The organism is Mycobacterium sp. E2462, assembly GCF_001672685.1.
Classification (GTDB): Bacteria; Actinomycetota; Actinomycetes; order Mycobacteriales; family Mycobacteriaceae; genus Mycobacterium.
Genome location: NZ_LZKC01000107.1, coordinates 1 through 15,475, shown reverse-complemented (window position 1 = coordinate 15,475; position 15,475 = coordinate 1). Strand labels below are relative to the sequence as shown.

The 15,475-nt window shown below is 66.6% G+C and carries 17 protein-coding genes; 6 read left to right on the top strand and 11 right to left on the bottom strand.

What is annotated here, in order from left to right; all coding sequences use genetic code 11:
* Window positions 1–41: 41 nt before the first annotated feature.
* Window positions 42–977 carry an SDR family NAD(P)-dependent oxidoreductase gene (locus tag A5714_RS05105; protein WP_231975775.1) on the top strand — a complete coding sequence of 312 codons (936 nt, stop codon included), beginning with the start codon at window positions 42–44 and terminating at the stop codon, window positions 975–977.
* Here the strand turns inward: A5714_RS05105 and A5714_RS05100 are convergent.
* From A5714_RS05100 to A5714_RS05090, 3 genes are all read right to left on the bottom strand, one after another.
* Window positions 974–2,509 (bottom strand): NAD(P)/FAD-dependent oxidoreductase, encoded by a 1,536-nt coding sequence (locus A5714_RS05100; RefSeq protein WP_068283393.1) that lies wholly within the window; start codon window positions 2,507–2,509, stop codon window positions 974–976. The two genes, A5714_RS05105 and A5714_RS05100, sit on opposite strands and share 4 nt — an antisense overlap.
* Before the next feature lie 150 nt (window positions 2,510–2,659).
* Window positions 2,660–3,385, bottom strand: coding sequence for a TetR/AcrR family transcriptional regulator (locus A5714_RS05095; protein ID WP_156671041.1), 726 nt, complete (start codon window positions 3,383–3,385; stop codon window positions 2,660–2,662).
* 70 nt (window positions 3,386–3,455) lie between these two features.
* Window positions 3,456–4,286, bottom strand: coding sequence for an AraC family transcriptional regulator (locus A5714_RS05090; RefSeq protein ID WP_068283389.1), 831 nt, complete (start codon window positions 4,284–4,286; stop codon window positions 3,456–3,458).
* A 27-nt stretch (window positions 4,287–4,313) separates the two neighbouring features.
* On the opposite strand from A5714_RS05090, the gene A5714_RS05085 reads away from it, so the two are divergent.
* On the top strand, window positions 4,314–4,781 hold the full coding sequence (locus tag A5714_RS05085) for a glyoxalase/bleomycin resistance/extradiol dioxygenase family protein (RefSeq protein ID WP_068283386.1): 468 nt from the start codon (window positions 4,314–4,316) through the stop codon (window positions 4,779–4,781).
* 7 nt (window positions 4,782–4,788) lie between these two features.
* On the opposite strand, the gene nrdE is transcribed toward A5714_RS05085, so the two are convergent.
* From nrdE to A5714_RS05065, 4 genes are all read right to left on the bottom strand, one after another.
* On the bottom strand, window positions 4,789–6,954 hold the full coding sequence (gene nrdE, locus A5714_RS05080; RefSeq protein WP_068069395.1) for a class 1b ribonucleoside-diphosphate reductase subunit alpha: 2,166 nt from the start codon (window positions 6,952–6,954) through the stop codon (window positions 4,789–4,791).
* A complete protein-coding gene (nrdI, locus tag A5714_RS05075) occupies window positions 6,924–7,418 on the bottom strand; it encodes a class Ib ribonucleoside-diphosphate reductase assembly flavoprotein NrdI (RefSeq protein WP_068069392.1) in 495 nt (164 codons plus the stop codon). The genes nrdE and nrdI overlap by 31 nt, the downstream gene beginning before the upstream one ends.
* Before the next feature lie 35 nt (window positions 7,419–7,453).
* Window positions 7,454–7,693 (bottom strand): redoxin NrdH, encoded by a 240-nt coding sequence (locus A5714_RS05070; RefSeq protein WP_068069386.1) that lies wholly within the window; start codon window positions 7,691–7,693, stop codon window positions 7,454–7,456.
* 545 nt (window positions 7,694–8,238) lie between these two features.
* On the bottom strand, window positions 8,239–8,793 hold the full coding sequence (locus A5714_RS05065; protein ID WP_068069380.1) for an NAD(P)H-dependent oxidoreductase: 555 nt from the start codon (window positions 8,791–8,793) through the stop codon (window positions 8,239–8,241).
* Between the two features lie 91 nt (window positions 8,794–8,884).
* On the opposite strand from A5714_RS05065, the gene A5714_RS05060 reads away from it, so the two are divergent.
* Together A5714_RS05060 and A5714_RS05055 are read left to right on the top strand one after the other, a co-directional pair.
* Window positions 8,885–9,496, top strand: coding sequence for a TetR/AcrR family transcriptional regulator (locus A5714_RS05060; protein ID WP_369828205.1), 612 nt, complete (start codon window positions 8,885–8,887; stop codon window positions 9,494–9,496).
* A complete protein-coding gene (locus A5714_RS05055) occupies window positions 9,493–10,530 on the top strand; it encodes a DNA polymerase IV (protein ID WP_068283383.1) in 1,038 nt (345 codons plus the stop codon). Before A5714_RS05060 ends, A5714_RS05055 begins: the two co-directional genes overlap by 4 nt.
* On the opposite strand, the gene A5714_RS05050 is transcribed toward A5714_RS05055, so the two are convergent.
* Together A5714_RS05050 and A5714_RS05045 are read right to left on the bottom strand one after the other, a co-directional pair.
* Window positions 10,465–11,397: an SDR family oxidoreductase gene (locus A5714_RS05050; RefSeq protein WP_068283381.1), complete on the bottom strand. Its 933-nt coding sequence runs from the start codon at window positions 11,395–11,397 to the stop codon at window positions 10,465–10,467. The genes A5714_RS05055 and A5714_RS05050 overlap by 66 nt on opposite strands.
* Window positions 11,398–11,421: 24 nt before the next feature.
* Window positions 11,422–12,060: a TetR/AcrR family transcriptional regulator gene (locus A5714_RS05045; protein WP_068069366.1), complete on the bottom strand. Its 639-nt coding sequence runs from the start codon at window positions 12,058–12,060 to the stop codon at window positions 11,422–11,424.
* Window positions 12,061–12,189: 129 nt separating this feature from the next.
* Between A5714_RS05045 and A5714_RS05040 the strand changes: the two genes are divergently transcribed.
* Window positions 12,190–13,668: a cytochrome P450 gene (locus tag A5714_RS05040; RefSeq protein WP_068283378.1), complete on the top strand. Its 1,479-nt coding sequence runs from the start codon at window positions 12,190–12,192 to the stop codon at window positions 13,666–13,668.
* 21 nt (window positions 13,669–13,689) lie between these two features.
* Here A5714_RS05040 and A5714_RS05035 read toward each other — a convergent pair whose 3' ends face one another.
* A complete protein-coding gene (locus A5714_RS05035; RefSeq protein ID WP_068283374.1) occupies window positions 13,690–14,196 on the bottom strand; it encodes a homocitrate synthase in 507 nt (168 codons plus the stop codon).
* Window positions 14,197–14,531: 335 nt separating this feature from the next.
* Here A5714_RS05035 and A5714_RS05030 point away from each other — a divergent pair, with 335 nt between their 5' ends.
* Window positions 14,532–14,717, top strand: a complete 186-nt coding sequence (locus tag A5714_RS05030) for a hypothetical protein (protein WP_197513549.1) — start codon at window positions 14,532–14,534, stop codon at window positions 14,715–14,717.
* 70 nt (window positions 14,718–14,787) lie between these two features.
* Here A5714_RS05030 and A5714_RS05025 read toward each other — a convergent pair.
* On the bottom strand, window positions 14,788–15,475 hold a 688-nt coding region (locus tag A5714_RS05025; protein WP_068283370.1), incomplete at its 5' end, for a sensor histidine kinase.

Genomic DNA, 15,475 nt, shown 5'->3' with positions numbered 1-15,475 from the left:
GCGCCTTCAGTTGACAACGTCAACTCGACTGCTATTTTGAGATGACACTGTCAACCCAACGGATGGAGACCGACATGGCTTCCTCGCATCCTCCCGACCGCCGCGAGCTGATCGTCGTGACGGGCGCGTCGACCGGCATGGGCGCGGCGACCGCCCTCGAATTGGCGCGCAAGGGCTTTCACGTGCTCGCCGGGGTGCGCCGCGAGGCCGACGCCGCCGCGCTGAGGGCCGCAGGGCTCGACGGGATGGAGCCGCGCATCCTGGACATCACCGTGGCCGCCGACGTCGCCGCGATCGCCGAACGCGTCGCCAACGACCCACAGCGACGCCCGCTGCGCGCGCTGGTCAACAATGCCGGGATCGCGATCAACGCCCCCGTCGAGACGCTGCCGCTGACGCAGTGGCGCCGGCAGTTCGAGGTCAACCTGTTCGGGCACATCGCCATTACCCAGGCGCTGTTCCCGGCGCTGCTGCGCAGCTCCGGCACAATCGTCAACATCAGCTCCGTCGGCGGCAAGGTGGTGCTGCCGACCTACGGGCCCTACGCCGGTTCGAAGTTCGCGCTCGAGGCGGTCAGCGACGCGCTGCGCCGCGAGGTCGCGGGCACCGGCATCAAGGTCGTCGTCATCGAACCCGGGGCGGTCAGGACCGAAATGGCCGAGCGGGGCATCGCCACCGCGGAAGCACTGCTGGCCGACATGACGGCCGAACAACGCGCCCGCTACGGCAATCTCACCAGTGCCGTTGTGGCACAGGCCCGTTCGTTCATCGACGACGGCGTCTCGGCCGAACATGCCGCGACGCTCATCGCGAAGGCCGCGACGGCGTCGCGGCCGCGCACCCGGTATGCGATCGGGCGCGACGCCGCCCTGCTCCTGCGCATCAACCGGCTCGTGTCCGACCGGGTGCTGGACCGCGTCGTGCGGCTGAGCCTGCGCGCGCGCCGAACCGCCGCGCCGTCGCCCGTGTCGGGCTAGCTAGCCGGCCGCCGCGCGGGTGCACCCGCGCCGTAGAACTCGAACTCGGCGGGCCTGATGCGCCGGGTGTCGCGCCAGTATTCCCACGTGTAGCCGCCCCACAGCACCGTGTTCTTGCCATGTTCGTCGAGATACCAACTGGCGCAACCGCCGCTGTTCCACACCGACGGGCCCAACCTGGTCTGCAACTCTTCGTTGAACCTGTTTTGTGCGGCACGGGTCGGCGCCAACGCCTGCACACCCAACTTGTCGCAGGTCTTGATCGCGTCGGCCACGTATCGGATCTGGGATTCGATCATGAACACCACGGAGTTGTGCCCCAGGCCGGTGTTCGGGCCCAGCAGGAAAAAGAGATTCGGCATCTCCGCCACGGCGATGCCGCGGTGCGCGGCGATACCCTCGCGGTTCCACCGGTCCACCAGGTCCTCGCCGTTGCGTCCCTTGATGCCCACGTAGGTGTAAGAGTCGGTGACGTGGAAACCGGTGCCGAACACGATCACATCGACGGGCCGCTCGGTTCCGTCGACGGTGACGATCCCGTCGCGGGTGATGCGGGCGATGTGGTCGGTGACGAGTTCGGTCTTCGGATCGGCGACCGCGCGATAATACTTGGAGGAGTTCAGGATTCGTTTGCAACCGATGCGGTAGTTCGGGACGAGCTTGCGCCGCAGCTCGCGGTCCTTGACCGAGCGACGGATGTTGAACTTGCAGTAGGCCTCGATGAACTTCAGCATGTTCGGCCGCTTGGTCATGCCGAACGCCAGCGCTTCCTGGCCCCAGTAGATGGCCAGGCGCACCAGGGGCCGCAGGCCCGGAACGGTCGCCATCGCCCGGCGCACCGCCGGCGGGATCTCGGGGTTGGACCGCGGCACCACCCAGGGCGGGGTGCGTTGGTAGAGCTGCAATTCGGCGACGCGGTCGACGATCTCCGGCACGATCTGGATGGCGCTGGCGCCGGTGCCGATCATCGCCACCCGCTTGCCGGTCAGGTCGACGCTGTGGTCCCACTCCGCGGAATGGAAAGCCGCGCCGGCAAATTCGTCGCGACCCACGATGTCGGGGATGGACGGGATGTGCAGCGCGCCCGCGCCCGAGATCAGGAATTGGCCGACGAATTCGCGGCCGTCCTTGGTGAAGACGTGCCAGCGGTGCTCTTCGTCGTCCCAGTGCGCGCGGTCGACGTGGGCACCGAACGTGATGTGGCGGCGTAGCCCATACTTCGCGGTGACGCCCTTGAGGTAGTCCCAGATCTCGGGCTGGTAGGAGAACGGGTTCTTCCAGCCGGGGTTGGGCTCGAACGAGAACGAGTAGAGGTGCGAGGGGATGTCGCAAGCGCAGCCCGGGTAGCTGTTGTCGCGCCAGGTGCCGCCGACGTCGCCGAACTTTTCCAGGATCACGAAGTCGACGCCCTGCTGCTGCAGCTTGATCGCCATCCCCAAGCCGGAGAACCCGGTTCCGATGATGACCGCGCGGGCGTAAACGGGTTGCTGGGGTTCGGCTACCGGCTCGGCTTGCGTGATGACGTCGGTCACGGTGGATCGATCTTCCTGTCGGGGCGCAATCAGGTCGGCGCGGGTTTGCGGCGGGCCTAGGCAGCCCGGCCGACGCGAGATACCCGGTACCCCGGGTATCGGTTCACAAGAGTGTTGCCGAACCCCGAACCGATGTCAACGTCGCCAGGGTCAGCTCGCGGCGGGGTTGCTGGCCTTCACGCTGTGCAGCGGCCGGTCCGGGTCCAGCGTGATGCCCAGCGCCTCGGCCGTGCCGACGATGACGCCCATCATGATCGTGGTCAGGTGCGCGACGAACTGGTCGTGCGGCATGCGGCGCGGGCTCTGCGGCTCCGGACCCAACCACCACTCGGTGGCCGACGCGGCCGACCCGAAGGCGGCGTGCCCGGCCAGTTCGACCGCCGCGTGGTCGAGCTTCATCTCGCGCAGCTCGTCGTCGAACATGTTGGCCATGGCCAGCGTGATGCCGCGGCCCTCGTCGAGGATCTGGGGGCTGGCGGCCGATCGGCCCTGAATGAAGACCCGCAACACGTTCGGATGCTGGTCGACCAGCGTGACGTACTCCTCGACGGCGCGCCGGATCACCTCGCGCGACGAGTCGGACTTCAGGTCGACGGACGGGAAGATCGCCGCCCACAGCATGTCGCGCAGCCGCTCGCCGATGGCCTGGAACAGGTCGGACTTGTCGTGAAAGTGGCGGTAGATCTTGGGCTTGGCGGTGCCGGCCTCTTCGGCGATCTCACGTACGCTGAGCTCGGGGCCCAGGCGGTCGATGGCGCGAAACGCCGCGTCGACGATTTCCCCGCGTACCTTCTTGCGGTGCTCGCGCCAGCGCTCGCTGCGCGCGTCCACCTTGGTTCCCGGCGGTTTCACGCTGGGATGGGGAATTCTGACCACGTCATGCACCATACCCGCTGGCGGGCGCTGACCAGGGCAGACTGCGTCGGGACGGCGCGGGCGGGCCCGGTTATGCGTATCGCTGAGCGTACTCACCGGGACTGCAGCCAAGCATCGACCGGAAGTCGTTGGTGAAATGGGCTTGGTCGTACCAGCCGAATCGAATAGCCAGGTCGGCGAGATCGACGGCTCGATCGGTCTCGATGGCCAACGCCGCTTGCTGCAGCCGGTAGCGGCACAGGACCCATTTGACCGGGACGCCGACGTAGCGGCGGAAGACCCGCTGGGTGGTTCGCGCGCTCCACGGCGAGCACGCCATTACGTGCTGCACTCGCTGCACGGTGTCGTCGTCACGTATGCGGGCCAGCAGCGTGGTGAGTGATGCATAGGTCGGGTCAGGGTCGGTGCGCGCGCCGATCATGGCGTCCAATTGCGCCGTCGCGGCATCAATGTCATCGTCGAAACGCGCTGAGCCGCCGAATAGCTCGTCATCGACGCGCACAACCCGCCCTGTCAACACACTCGCATCGCGTCCGAATCGTGCGGTGAATCCGCCCGGCCGGAAACGGGCGCCGACGACCGCGCCGCGGTCCGACAGTTCGATGGCGAAGATCCGCTCAACTACTCCGTGCACCAAGGTGGCGGGCAAGGTGAACCCATGGCGGGGGGAGTCGGTACCCCACTCATGGGTGAGATTGATCGACGGGAAAGCGATGACCAAGCTTTCCTGCGGGGGCCGCCCGGTCAGATCCCAGCGCACCGACCAGAAATGCTCGACAAATTCGGCTGTCGCCACCGATGGCGCCGTGCGGTCCAGCTCGAATATCGAACCGGTGGCGGCCCGCCCGACCACCCCCGGCTCCGGCGTACCTGCCGGTGGCGCGTTTTTCCAAGCCTCCACGCGACGAATCTAGCCAAGCTGTGCGACATGACTTCCAATCCGATCCCCGAGGGCTACACGAGCCTGACGCCGTTTCTTGTTGTCGACGGAGCCGCAGCCGCCATTGAGTTCTACGCTGATGTCTTCGGTGCAGTGCTCGTCGAGAAGATGCCCGGGCCCGGTGGCACGGTCGCGCACGCGGAGTTGGACTTCGGGCACGGCAGGTTGCAGCTGTCCGACCCCAACCCCAGCTATCAGCTAAAAGCGCCGACGCGCACCGAGGAGGTCACCCATTCGATCACGCTCTACTGCGCGGACGTCGACGACGTGCTGGCGCGGGCCCAGAACGCGGGTGCCACGCTCCGAGAGGCGGCCCAGACCTTCGTCACCGGCGACCGGTTCGGCTCCATCACCGACCCGTTCGGGCAACGCTGGTCGATCATGACGCGGGTCGAAGACATCGACGCAACCGAACGCGAACGCCGGCTGGCCGACTGGGGGGCCGAGAACCTGTGATCGAGCCCTACAGCATGCAGGACACGCAGCCCTCGACCTCGGTTCCCTCCAGGGCCATCTGGCGCAGCCGGATGTAGTACAGCGTCTTGATTCCCTTGCGCCAGGCGTAGATCTGCGCCTTATTCACGTCGCGGGTGGTGGCGGTGTCCTTGAAGAACAGCGTCAGGCTCAGCCCCTGGTCCACATGCTGGGTGGCCGCGGCGTAGGTGTCGATGATCTTCTCGTAGCCGATCTCGTACGCGTCCTGGTAGTACTCCAGGTTCTCGTTGGTCATGTAGGGCGCCGGGTAGTAGACGCGGCCGATCTTGCCTTCCTTGCGGATTTCGACCTTGGACGCGACCGGGTGGATGGAGCTGGTCGAGTGGTTGATGTAGGAGATCGACCCCGTGGGCGGCACCGCCTGCAGGTTCTGGTTGTAGATGCCGTGCCTCTGCACCGATTCCTTGAGGCGCTTCCAGTCGTCCTGGGTGGGGATGCGGATGTCGGCGTCGGCGAACAGCTGGCGCACCTTGTCGGTCGCCGGCTCCCACGCCTGCTCGGTGTACTTGTCGAAGAATTCGCCGGAGGCGTACTTCGACCGCTCGAATCCGCCGAACGCCCTGCCGCGCTCGATCGCGATGCGGTTCGACGCCCGCAGCGCGTGATAGAGCACGCAGTAGAAGTAGATGTTGGTGAAGTCGATTCCCTCGTCGGACCCATAGAAGATGCCCTCACGCGCCAGGTAGCCGTGCAGGTTCATCTGCCCGAGGCCGATCGCGTGGGATTCGTTGTTGCCCTTCTCGATCGAGGGCACCGACGTGATGTGGGTCTGGTCGCTGACGGCGGTCAACGCCCGAATGGCCACCTCAATGGTCTGGGCGAAGTCCGGCGAGTCCATGGCCTTGGCGATGTTCAGCGAGCCGAGGTTGCACGAAATGTCTTTGCCCACCTTGGAATACGACAGGTCTTCGTTGAATTCCGACGGGGTGGAGACCTGCAGGATCTCCGAGCACAGGTTCGAGTGAGTGATCTTGCCGTCGATGGGGTTGGCCCGGTTAACCGTGTCCTCGAACATGATATAGGGGTAGCCGGACTCGAACTGCAGCTCGGCCAGCGTCTGGAAGAATTCGCGCGCCTTGATCTTCGACTTGCGGATGCGGGCGTCGTCGACCATCTCGTAGTACTTCTCGGTCACCGAGATGTCGGCGAACGGCAGGCCGTAGACCCGTTCGACGTCGTACGGCGAGAACAGGTACATGTCCTCGTTCTTCTTGGCCAGCTCGAAGGTGATGTCGGGGATCACCACGCCCAGGCTCAGCGTCTTGATCCGGATCTTCTCGTCGGCGTTCTCCCGCTTGGTGTCCAGGAAGCGGTAGATGTCGGGGTGGTGCGCGTTGAGGTACACCGCGCCCGCACCCTGCCGCGCGCCCAGCTGGTTGGCGTAGGAGAAGGAGTCCTCGAGCAGCTTCATGATCGGGATGACGCCGGAGCTCTGGTTCTCGATGTTCTTGATCGGCGCGCCGTGCTCGCGAATGTTGCTCAGCAGCAACGCCACTCCCCCGCCGCGCTTGGACAGCTGCAGCGCGGAGTTGATCGACCGCCCGATGGACTCCATGTTGTCCTCGATGCGCAGCAGGAAGCAGCTGACCGGTTCGCCGCGCTGTTTCTTGCCCGAGTTGAGGAACGTCGGGGTGGCCGGTTGAAACCGGCCGTCGATGATCTCGTCCACCAGCTTCTCGGCCAGGGCAGTGTCACCGGCCGCCAGGGTGAGCGAGACCATGACGACACGGTCCTCGAAGCGCTCCAGGTAGCGCTTCCCGTCGAAGGTCTTCAGCGTGTAGGAGGTGTAGTACTTGAAGGCGCCGAGAAACGTTGGAAACCGAAACTTCTTGGCATAGGCCCGGTCCAGCAGCGCCTTGACGAAGTTACGCGAGTACTGGTCGAGAACCTCACGCTCGTAGTAGTTCTCGCGGATGAGGTAGTCGAGCTTCTCGTCCTGGTTGTGGAAGAAAACGGTGTTCTGGTTGACGTGCTGCAAGAAGTACTGACGGGCCGCCAGCACGTCCTTGTCGAACTGAATCTTGCCGTCGGCGTCGTACAGATTCAGCATCGCGTTGAGCGCGTGGTAGTCCGTCTCGTCGGGCAACGCGAGCGTGCCGGAGGTTACAGGCTCTGCAGCGACGGTTGGTGGCACGTCTGTTCCTTCCAGAAATTGGCTAAGCCCGCACGGACGGCTTCCACGTCGTCCTGGGTGCCCATGAGTTCGAAACGGTAGAGGTAAGGGACGCCGCATTTACGCGAGATGACATTGCCCGCGTAGGCGAATTCGGCACCGAAGTTGTTGTTGCCCGCGGCGATGACGCCGCGGATCAACGACCGATTGTGCTCATCGTTCAAGAAAGCGATGACCTGTTTGGGGACGTAGCCCCCGGCGTTGAGGTCGGGGGTGGCACGGCCACCGCCGTAGGTGGGCAGCACCAGCACGTACGGCTGGTCGACCGTGATACGGCCATGCAGCGGGATGCGGGTCGCCGGCAGCCCCAGCTTCTGCACGAAGCGGTGGGTGTTCTCCGACACCGACGAGAAGTAGACCAGTGACGACCGCGCGGGCGGCGCCTCGTCACTCATCCAGTCCAGGTTGCGCTCCGTGGCGTCCATGGCACCGCAACCCCCTTACCTCGTTCTCCTGGTGGCTAAGCGCTCAGCTGTGCGGCGGCGAGCGCCTTGATGCGATCCGGCCGGAAACCCGACCAGTGGTCGGCGCCGGCCACCACGACCGGGGCCTGCAGGTAACCCAGCGCCATCACGTAGTCGCGCGCCTCGGAGTCCAGCGAGATGTCGACCGTCTCGTAGTCGATGCCCTGCTTGTCCAAGGCCTTGTAGGTGGCGCTGCACTGCACGCAAGCCGGCTTGGTGTACACGGTGATGCTCATGGATGCCGCTCCTTTGCGGAAGGGGATGACCCGGTGGACTGGCAACTACTCGAAGATTGCGTCATTGCTATGTTCAGCGATCCGTCATGCCCCCAGATTCCCGTCGCGGGTGGCCGGAGCCGAAGATCTGACTTCGACAACTTCACACCGATTTCGGGGGGTCGCCGAGCCTGGCTGGCTTGGCGGTCCTGGGATCTGCCGGTAGCTCGAAACACTACACCTAGTGGCTGACAAGTTGTCCAGATACAAGATGTTCTGAATAACATTTCTGAAATTCCCTGGTCGTAAGCCCTGACATGCACGTTTTCCCGCGTCGCGTCGGCGTGTCGCACGTCACACGGCGCGTCGCGGTGCCTCATCAGGGGAGTATGGCAGCGGCCACCGACAAGACCGCCGCGCCCGGCGGCGGTGCCCGCAACTAGCAAAGCCGCCAGGCGATGCTGGCGGCTTTGGCTATGCGCTGTTGGCGAAACGGCAGGTCGATGCCTCACGGGTTGTCGGCTTCCACCAATCCGGTGCCGCCGACCGAAACGCCGGGCGGAAACTCAGCCCACTTCGGCGGCGAGTTTCCCGACCACGTCACGCACGTTCGCCGACAGTTCCGCATGCTCGGACGGGGCCTTGCCCTCGAGCGTCTTGAACGGAACGGACAGCTTGATCGACTCGACCACCCGGGCGCCGGCGATGCCGAACGACTTGCGAGTGTCGTCATGCGCCCACACCCCGCCGTACTGGCCGAAGGAGCCGCCGATCACGGCCAGCGGCTTCCCCTTCAGGGCACCGTCACCGAACGGGCGGGACAGCCAGTCGATCGCGTTCTTGATCAGGGCCGGGTAGCTGCCGTTGTATTCGGGCGTGACCACCAGGGCGGCGTCGGCGCCGGCCGCGGCGGCGCGCAAGGCGGCCACGGGCGCCAGCGGCGTGGCATCGGCGTTCATGACGTCGTCGATCTCTTCGTTGTAGAACGGCAGGTCGTTCAGGCCGTCGAAGACGGTGACGGTGACGCCGTCCGGTGCCACACTCTCCGCCAGCTCGGCGATCTGGCGGTTGATCGACGCCGTCCGCAAGCTACCCACTAACGCCAAGATGTTGATTGCCACTGTCGCGGTTCCCTTCGGTCGTTGGTCTACATCCTCGCACGCATCAACTGGACTGTAGTCCGTTTAATTCCGACGGCGCTAAAGTGCAGTGATGATGAGCGAACGAGCGGGCGAACTGCCGGTGTTCGCGCCCCGGGCGGCGCAGCAGGAGCGCGGCGACGCCGCACGCAATCGCGCCCTGCTTCTGGAGGCCGCCCGGAAACTCGTCGCCGAGCGCGGCGCCGACGCCGTCACCACCGATGACATCGCCGCCGCCGCCGGAGTCGGCAAGGGCACGCTGTTTCGCCGCTTCGGCAGCCGGGCCGGACTGATGATGGTCCTGCTCGACGAGGACGAACAAGTCGTCCAACAAGCGTTCCTGTTCGGCCCCCCACCGCTGGGTCCCGGCGCACCGCCGACCGACCGGCTCGTGGCGTTCGGACGCGAGCGGATCCGCTTCGCCCACGCCCACCACGAGTTGCTGTCGGCGGCCAACCGCAGCCCACAACACCGGCACAACGCGCCGGCGACGGTGTCGCGTACCCACGTGCGGGTGCTGCTCAGGGCGGCACAGTCCACCGGCGACCTCGAGGCGCAGACCGACGCGCTGTTGGCGCTGCTCGACGTCGACTACGTCGAGCACCAACTCAGCGAGGGCGGCCACACCGTGACGACTTTGGGTGACGCGTGGGAAAGCTTGGCGCGCAAGCTTTGTGGCCGATGACCTCGACCACCTGGATCCTGCACGTCGATCTCGACCAATTCCTGGCGTCGGTGGAGCTGCGCCGCCACCCGGACCTGCACGGGCGGCCGGTCGTCGTGGGCGGCAACGGCGACCCCACCGAACCCCGCAAGGTCGTCACATGCGCCTCCTACGAGGCCCGCGAATTCGGCGTGCACGCCGGCATGCCGTTGCGCGCGGCCGCGCGCCGTTGCCCCGACGCGACGTTCCTTCCGTCGGACCCACCGGCCTACGACGCGGCGTCCGAGCAGGTCATGGGGTTGCTACGGGATCTCGGCCACCCGGTCGAGGTGTGGGGGTGGGACGAGGCGTACGTCGCCGTGTCGGCGGCGGACCCCGTCGAGGTCGCCGAGCACCTGCGCACCGTCATCGCCTCGCAGACCGGCCTGTCCTGCTCGGTCGGCATCAGCGACAACAAGCAGCGCGCCAAGGTGGCCACCGGCTTCGCCAAGCCCGACGGCGTGTTCGTGCTGACCGACGCGAACTGGATGCAGCTGATGGGCGACCGCCCGGTCGACGCACTCTGGGGCGTGGGTCCCAAGACGGCCAAAAAGCTTGCTGCGCTTGATATCACGAGTGTGTGGGCGCTGGCTAGCAGCGACGCCGAAGCGCTGACGGCCGCGTTCGGCCCACGCACCGGCCTCTGGCTGCTCCTGCTGGCCAAGGGCGGGGGTGACAGCCACGTCAGCGCCGAGCCGTGGGTGCCGCGCTCCCGCAGTCACGTCGAGACCTTTCCGCGCGACCTGACGAACCGCGACGAGATGGCGGCGGCGTTGACGGGCTTGACCGAGCGAGCGCTGTCGGAGGTGGCCGCCGGGGGGCGCAGCGTCACGCGGGTGGCGGTCACCGTGCGCACCGCGACGTTCTATACCCGCACGAAGATCCGCAAGCTCGAGGCGCCCGGCGTCGACCGGGACACCATCGTGGCCGCCGCGTTGCGGGTGTTGGACCTATTCGAGCTCGACCGCCCGGTCCGGTTGCTGGGGGTGCGCCTCGAACTGGCCATGCCGAGTTGACGGCACCGGCGCGGGCCGCAGCGTGCGCTCGAAGATCAGATTGACCTGGCGCATCGCCACGCTGTAGGGCCACCAGGCGAACCGCTTGAAGGCGTACAACGCCCGGATGTCCGGCGACGTGTAAACCAGGTACCGGTTCTTCGCCACCCCGGCCAGGATCTTGTCGGCCGCCCGCTCCGGCGACACGGCGTGGCCGGTGAAGCGCCGCACCCAGCGGGCCACCTTCGGGTCCTCGCGGTCCACGCCGGCGATCTCGACGGTGTTGACCAGCGGGGTGTTCACCGCGCCGGGCACCACGACCGAGACGCCGATGCGATGGCGAGCCAGATCGAAGCGCAGCACCTCCGACAGTCCGCGCAACCCGTACTTGCTGGCGCTATAGGCGGCGTGCCAGGGCAGCGCGACCAAACCGGCCGCCGACGACACGTTGACCAGGTGGCCGCCGCGCCGGGCCGCCACCATGGGCGGGACGAACGTCTCGATGACGTGGATCGGGCCCATCAAATTGATGGCGATCATCTTGTGCCACTGGTCGTGGCTGAGCCGGTCGACGGTTCCCCACGCCGACACACCGGCGATGTTGAGGACCACGTCCATGCTGGGGTGCGCGGCGTGGACGGCGGCGCCGAACGCGGCCACCTGCTCATAGTCGGCGATGTCCAGGGCGCGGTGCTCGGGGACCTGCGCGCCCAGCGCGCGAGCCTCGGCCACGGTGCGTTCCAGCCCGTCACTGTCGCGATCGGTCAGGTACAGCTCGGCACCCTGTTCGGCCAGCCGCAGCGCCGTGGCCCGGCCGATGCCGCTGGCCGCGCCGGTGACCAGGCACCGCTTTCCCGCAAACCCCTGCCCGGATCCCTTGTGCGCCATGGCCGTGACGATACCGGGGAGCCGTCACCCGCGGGGGTGTCCACTCCACAGCGCGTGCAGCCACAACTGTTCGAGCACCCGCACCCGGCGGTCGCGGTCGCTGCCGGCGCCGGCCAGGATCGAGTCACCGGTCAGCACCAGCGCGGTGGTGCCCGCCAGCGTGCGGATCAGCGTGGGCAGGTCGTCGCTGATCGGGTTGGCCGTGCCGGCCGCCAGCTCCGCTTCGACGATGGCGACGATCTGGGCGAGCACCACTTCGAACTGCTGGTCGAGCAGGCCGCGGATCTCGATATCAGTCTGCCGGGCCTCGTTGCACGCGTTCATCACGGGATCGTTGTGGGCGTACACGACGGCGGCGCTGCCGACCATGCGTTTGGCGAACTCGGTGGGTGACTCCCCCGGCTGGCGCGGTGCGAAGTAGTGGGTGAGCTCTTCGAGCTCCTCGGTCGCCTCCGCCATCAGCTGGGCGAGCACCGCGTACTTGGAGTCGAAGTAGAAGTAGAAACCGGACCGCGCCACCCCGGCTCGCAGGCTGATGGTGCTGACCGACAGCTCGGCAAACGGTTTTTCCTCCAGCAATTCCCGAACGGCCTGCACGATCGCCTGGCGCTGCTTGTCACCACGTCGGCGCATGCCCGGCTCGGGACTGGCGTGGCTGGTCACTCCCTGACTGTGCACCAACCCGCCGGGAAAGCAAACTTGACAGCCGTCAAGTTTTTGTCGAAGGTAATTGAGCAGTGACCGTTGTCACCTTTTTTTGGGGGGAACTCACTGGAGCGCAAAGGAGCCTCGATGACCGCCACCATCAGCACCCCGCACTACCTGCTCGACCAGGCGCGACGCCGTTTCACGCCTACCCTGCAGACCATCCCGGGGATGGGGGCGATCGAGAAGCGCCTGTTGGCCCACGACTGGCAGACCAAGACGTTGGCGGCGCCACCGCAGGGCAGCGAACTCAAGCCCGTGCTGGGCGACGCGGGCCTGCCGATCCTCGGCCACATCATCGAATTGTTCCGCGGCGGACCGGATTACGCGCTGCACCTGTACCGGACCCGGGGTCCGCTGATCTACCTGGACTCGCCCATCATGCCGGCGGTCACCGCGCTGGGGCCCGACGCCACCCAAGCGGTGTTCTCCAACCGCAACAAGGACTTCTCGCAGAAGGGTTGGCACCCGGTGATCGGGCCGTTCTTCAATCGCGGCCTGATGCTGCTCGACTTCGAGGAACACATGTATCACCGGCGCATCATGCAAGAGGCGTTCACCCGGTCCCGCCTCAGCGGTTACGTCGAGCACATCGATCGGGTGGCCAGCGACATCGTCGCCCACTGGCCGACCAACGACGCGCGGTTCCTGTTCCACCCGGCGATGAAGGAGCTGACTCTCGACATCGCGTCGCTGGTGTTCATGGGCCACGAACCCGGGTCCGACCACGAGCTGGTCACCAAGGTCAACTCGGCGTTCACTACGACGACCCGCGCGGGCGGAGCCATTGTGCGGCAACCGATTCCGCCCTTCAAGTGGTGGCGCGGGCTGCGCGCGCGCAAGCTGCTCGAGGACTACTTCATCGAGCGGGTGAAGGAGCGGCGCAACGCCACCGGCAGCGACATGCTCACGGTGTTGTGCCACACCGAGGACGAGGACGGCAACAGCTTCACCGACTCCGACATCGTCAACCACATGATCTTCCTCATGATGGCTGCCCACGACACGTCCACGTCGACGACCACCACGATGGTCTACAACCTGGCCGCACACCCGCAGTGGCAGGAGCGGGCGCGCGAGGAATCGGCCCGGCTCGGTGACGGTCCACTGGACATCGAGTCGCTGGAGAAGCTGGAGACTCTCGAACTCGTCATGAACGAGTCGCTGCGCATGGTGACCCCCCTGCCCTTCAACATGCGCCAGGCCGTCCGAGACACCGAACTGCTCGGGCACTACATCCCGGCCGGCACCAACATCACGATCTGGCCCGGCATGAACCACCGCCTCAGCGAATTATGGACGGAGCCGGACACATTCGATCCGGAGCGGTTCGCCGAGCCGCGCTCGGAGCACAAGAAACACCGGTACGCGTTCGCCCCGTTCGGCGGCGGCGCACACAAATGCATCGGCATGGTCTTCGGCCAACTCGAGGTCAAGACCGTCGTGCATCGGCTGCTGCGCCGCTATCGCCTGGAACTGGCGAGGCCGGGCTATCAGCCGCGCTACGACTACGGCGGCATGCCGATCCCCATGGACGGCATGCCGATCGTCTTACGGCCGCTCTAGCACCCGGCGAGCGCCGGCCGATTACTCCGGCGCGAAAAGCCGGTTGGCGCAGGCGATCACGGCGCGCAGCGCTGACTGCGTCGGATCGTCGGACCATCCCATCCCCCACTCGGAGCGGATGCCGTCGCTGCCGCGGATGAACGTGGCGGTCGCCCCGCCGGAGGGCAGCTGATGGAACCGCACGATCTCCACCGTGATGCCCCGCTCGTGCAGCATCGCGGTGAGCGCGGCGATGGGCCCGCTGGCGGCGGCCGTAGCGGTGCTGAGCCGATCGCCGACGGCGATGGTGGCGCGGAAATTGCGGGCCTGCGGACCCGCGGGCCGTTGGCCGTCGACGCAGGCCCACTGGCCCAGCCGCACGGGCCCGGTGGTTCGCGCGTAAGTCGCGACGAACTCGTCCCAGCTCATGCGGTCGGCCACGTCGCGAAGGCCGAGCGGCAAAGCGGCGGCGGACTGCTGGGCAAACGACTGGGCGGCCGAGCCACCGGGCTGAAACGGAAGGGCGGGGAGGCGTTCGGGGAAGGTCATGGTGCCGGTCTTCTTCGGTCCGTTGGGGATGACCGACGGCAGGAGCTTTCCGACCCACAGCGGGGGGTCGGTCTGGGTCAGACCCCGCTGCGGGTGCTAGCTACTACTGCCTGCACGGCACGCCTGCGATAACGCACGGGGTGAGAATAGGCGGCGGCAGCCCGCTCGCGCAACTCGTTTCATGAACCGCACCGGATGTCCATTCGACGAAATGGTGGCCTGCACACGAAATTTTTCGCCTATCGGTGGTTTACGTGTGTGTAACACCGGGAATTCGGGCGTGGCACAGGTCACAAGGCCGTGCACTTTCAACCCCTCGCAGGAAAGGCACAAGAATGATGGCGAAAGGCACCAAGAAGACCCTGAAGACGGCGGTCGCGGCCGCCGGGGTTGCCGCGGTGTTGGTACTTCCGACCGGATGCGCAACCGCCGCAGGTGGCGGTGGTGGCGGCGGCCTCTTGGGCGGCACCGGTGGCGGTGGTCTGTTGGGCGGCATCGGTGGCCTGATCGGCAGCCTCTAGCCGACATCAAGCGACCCGCTGGACCGCTGCGTGGGGGGCGATCCGGCGGGTCGTTTGCGTTTGAGGGGCCTTACGCGGGCTCGACGGGAAGGTACGCCTGGATGGTGGTGCCGTTGCTGCCCGTATGGGTGCGCACCAGATCCGAAATCGCGTTGACCAGGTAGAGGCCGCGGCTGGCGGGGCCTTCCGGCCCCGGATCCAGGCGGCCGACCAGCGGATCGTCGAACCGCCCGCCGTCGCGCGCCTCGCAGACCAGGTGCTCGTCATCGCGCCACAGGGCGAGGCGGCACGGGCTTCCGCTATACATCAGGCTGTTAGTGGCCAGTTCGGTGGCGATCAGCTGCAGATCGTCGATCGCGTCCTGGGACAAACCCATCCAGCCGGCGTAATTGGCGACGAACGACCGGGCCGGCCGCAGGTCCGCCGAGCCGCGCACCATGAAGGTCACCGCGCCGGCCTTCACCGGCAGTGGGCGGTTGCAGCGCTCGAGGACCTCGCCGGGCGCATAGTCGGCGCTGCGGTGCAGGGCGCCGCCTCGCCACAGCAAGGGGTGCGTCGCGCGCGCGTCCGCGATCAGCTGGTCGTCGAGGCGGTTCGCGTCGAAGAGGCACAGCCCGGTCACCTGGTAGCCGTCCATCGCGCCGTTGAGCAGCGCCTCGTGCTCGATACACGCGACCAATTCCTCTTCGGAGCGTCCGGGCCAGGCCAGCTGGCTGACGACCCGCACCCGCCGGTCGACGAACTCGTCGACGAAGGAT

What these genes read in the sequence shown, in the direction of transcription:
- A5714_RS05040 (WP_068283378.1), top strand. Translation starts at nt 12,190, where the DNA reads ATGACCGCCACCATCAGCACCCCGCACTACCTGCTCGACCAGGCGCGA.
- A5714_RS05105 (WP_231975775.1), top strand. Translation starts at nt 42, where the DNA reads ATGACACTGTCAACCCAACGGATGGAGACCGACATGGCTTCCTCGCAT.
- A5714_RS05085 (WP_068283386.1), top strand. Translation starts at nt 4,314, where the DNA reads ATGACTTCCAATCCGATCCCCGAGGGCTACACGAGCCTGACGCCGTTT.
- A5714_RS05055 (WP_068283383.1), top strand. Translation starts at nt 9,493, where the DNA reads ATGACCTCGACCACCTGGATCCTGCACGTCGATCTCGACCAATTCCTG.
- A5714_RS05060 (WP_369828205.1), top strand. Translation starts at nt 8,885, where the DNA reads ATGATGAGCGAACGAGCGGGCGAACTGCCGGTGTTCGCGCCCCGGGCG.
- A5714_RS05050 (WP_068283381.1), bottom strand. Translation starts at nt 11,397, where the DNA reads ATGGCGCACAAGGGATCCGGGCAGGGGTTTGCGGGAAAGCGGTGCCTG.
- A5714_RS05070 (WP_068069386.1), bottom strand. Translation starts at nt 7,693, where the DNA reads ATGAGCATCACCGTGTACACCAAGCCGGCTTGCGTGCAGTGCAGCGCC.
- nrdI (WP_068069392.1), bottom strand. Translation starts at nt 7,418, where the DNA reads ATGGACGCCACGGAGCGCAACCTGGACTGGATGAGTGACGAGGCGCCG.
- A5714_RS05035 (WP_068283374.1), bottom strand. Translation starts at nt 14,196, where the DNA reads ATGACCTTCCCCGAACGCCTCCCCGCCCTTCCGTTTCAGCCCGGTGGC.
- A5714_RS05030 (WP_197513549.1), top strand. Translation starts at nt 14,532, where the DNA reads ATGATGGCGAAAGGCACCAAGAAGACCCTGAAGACGGCGGTCGCGGCC.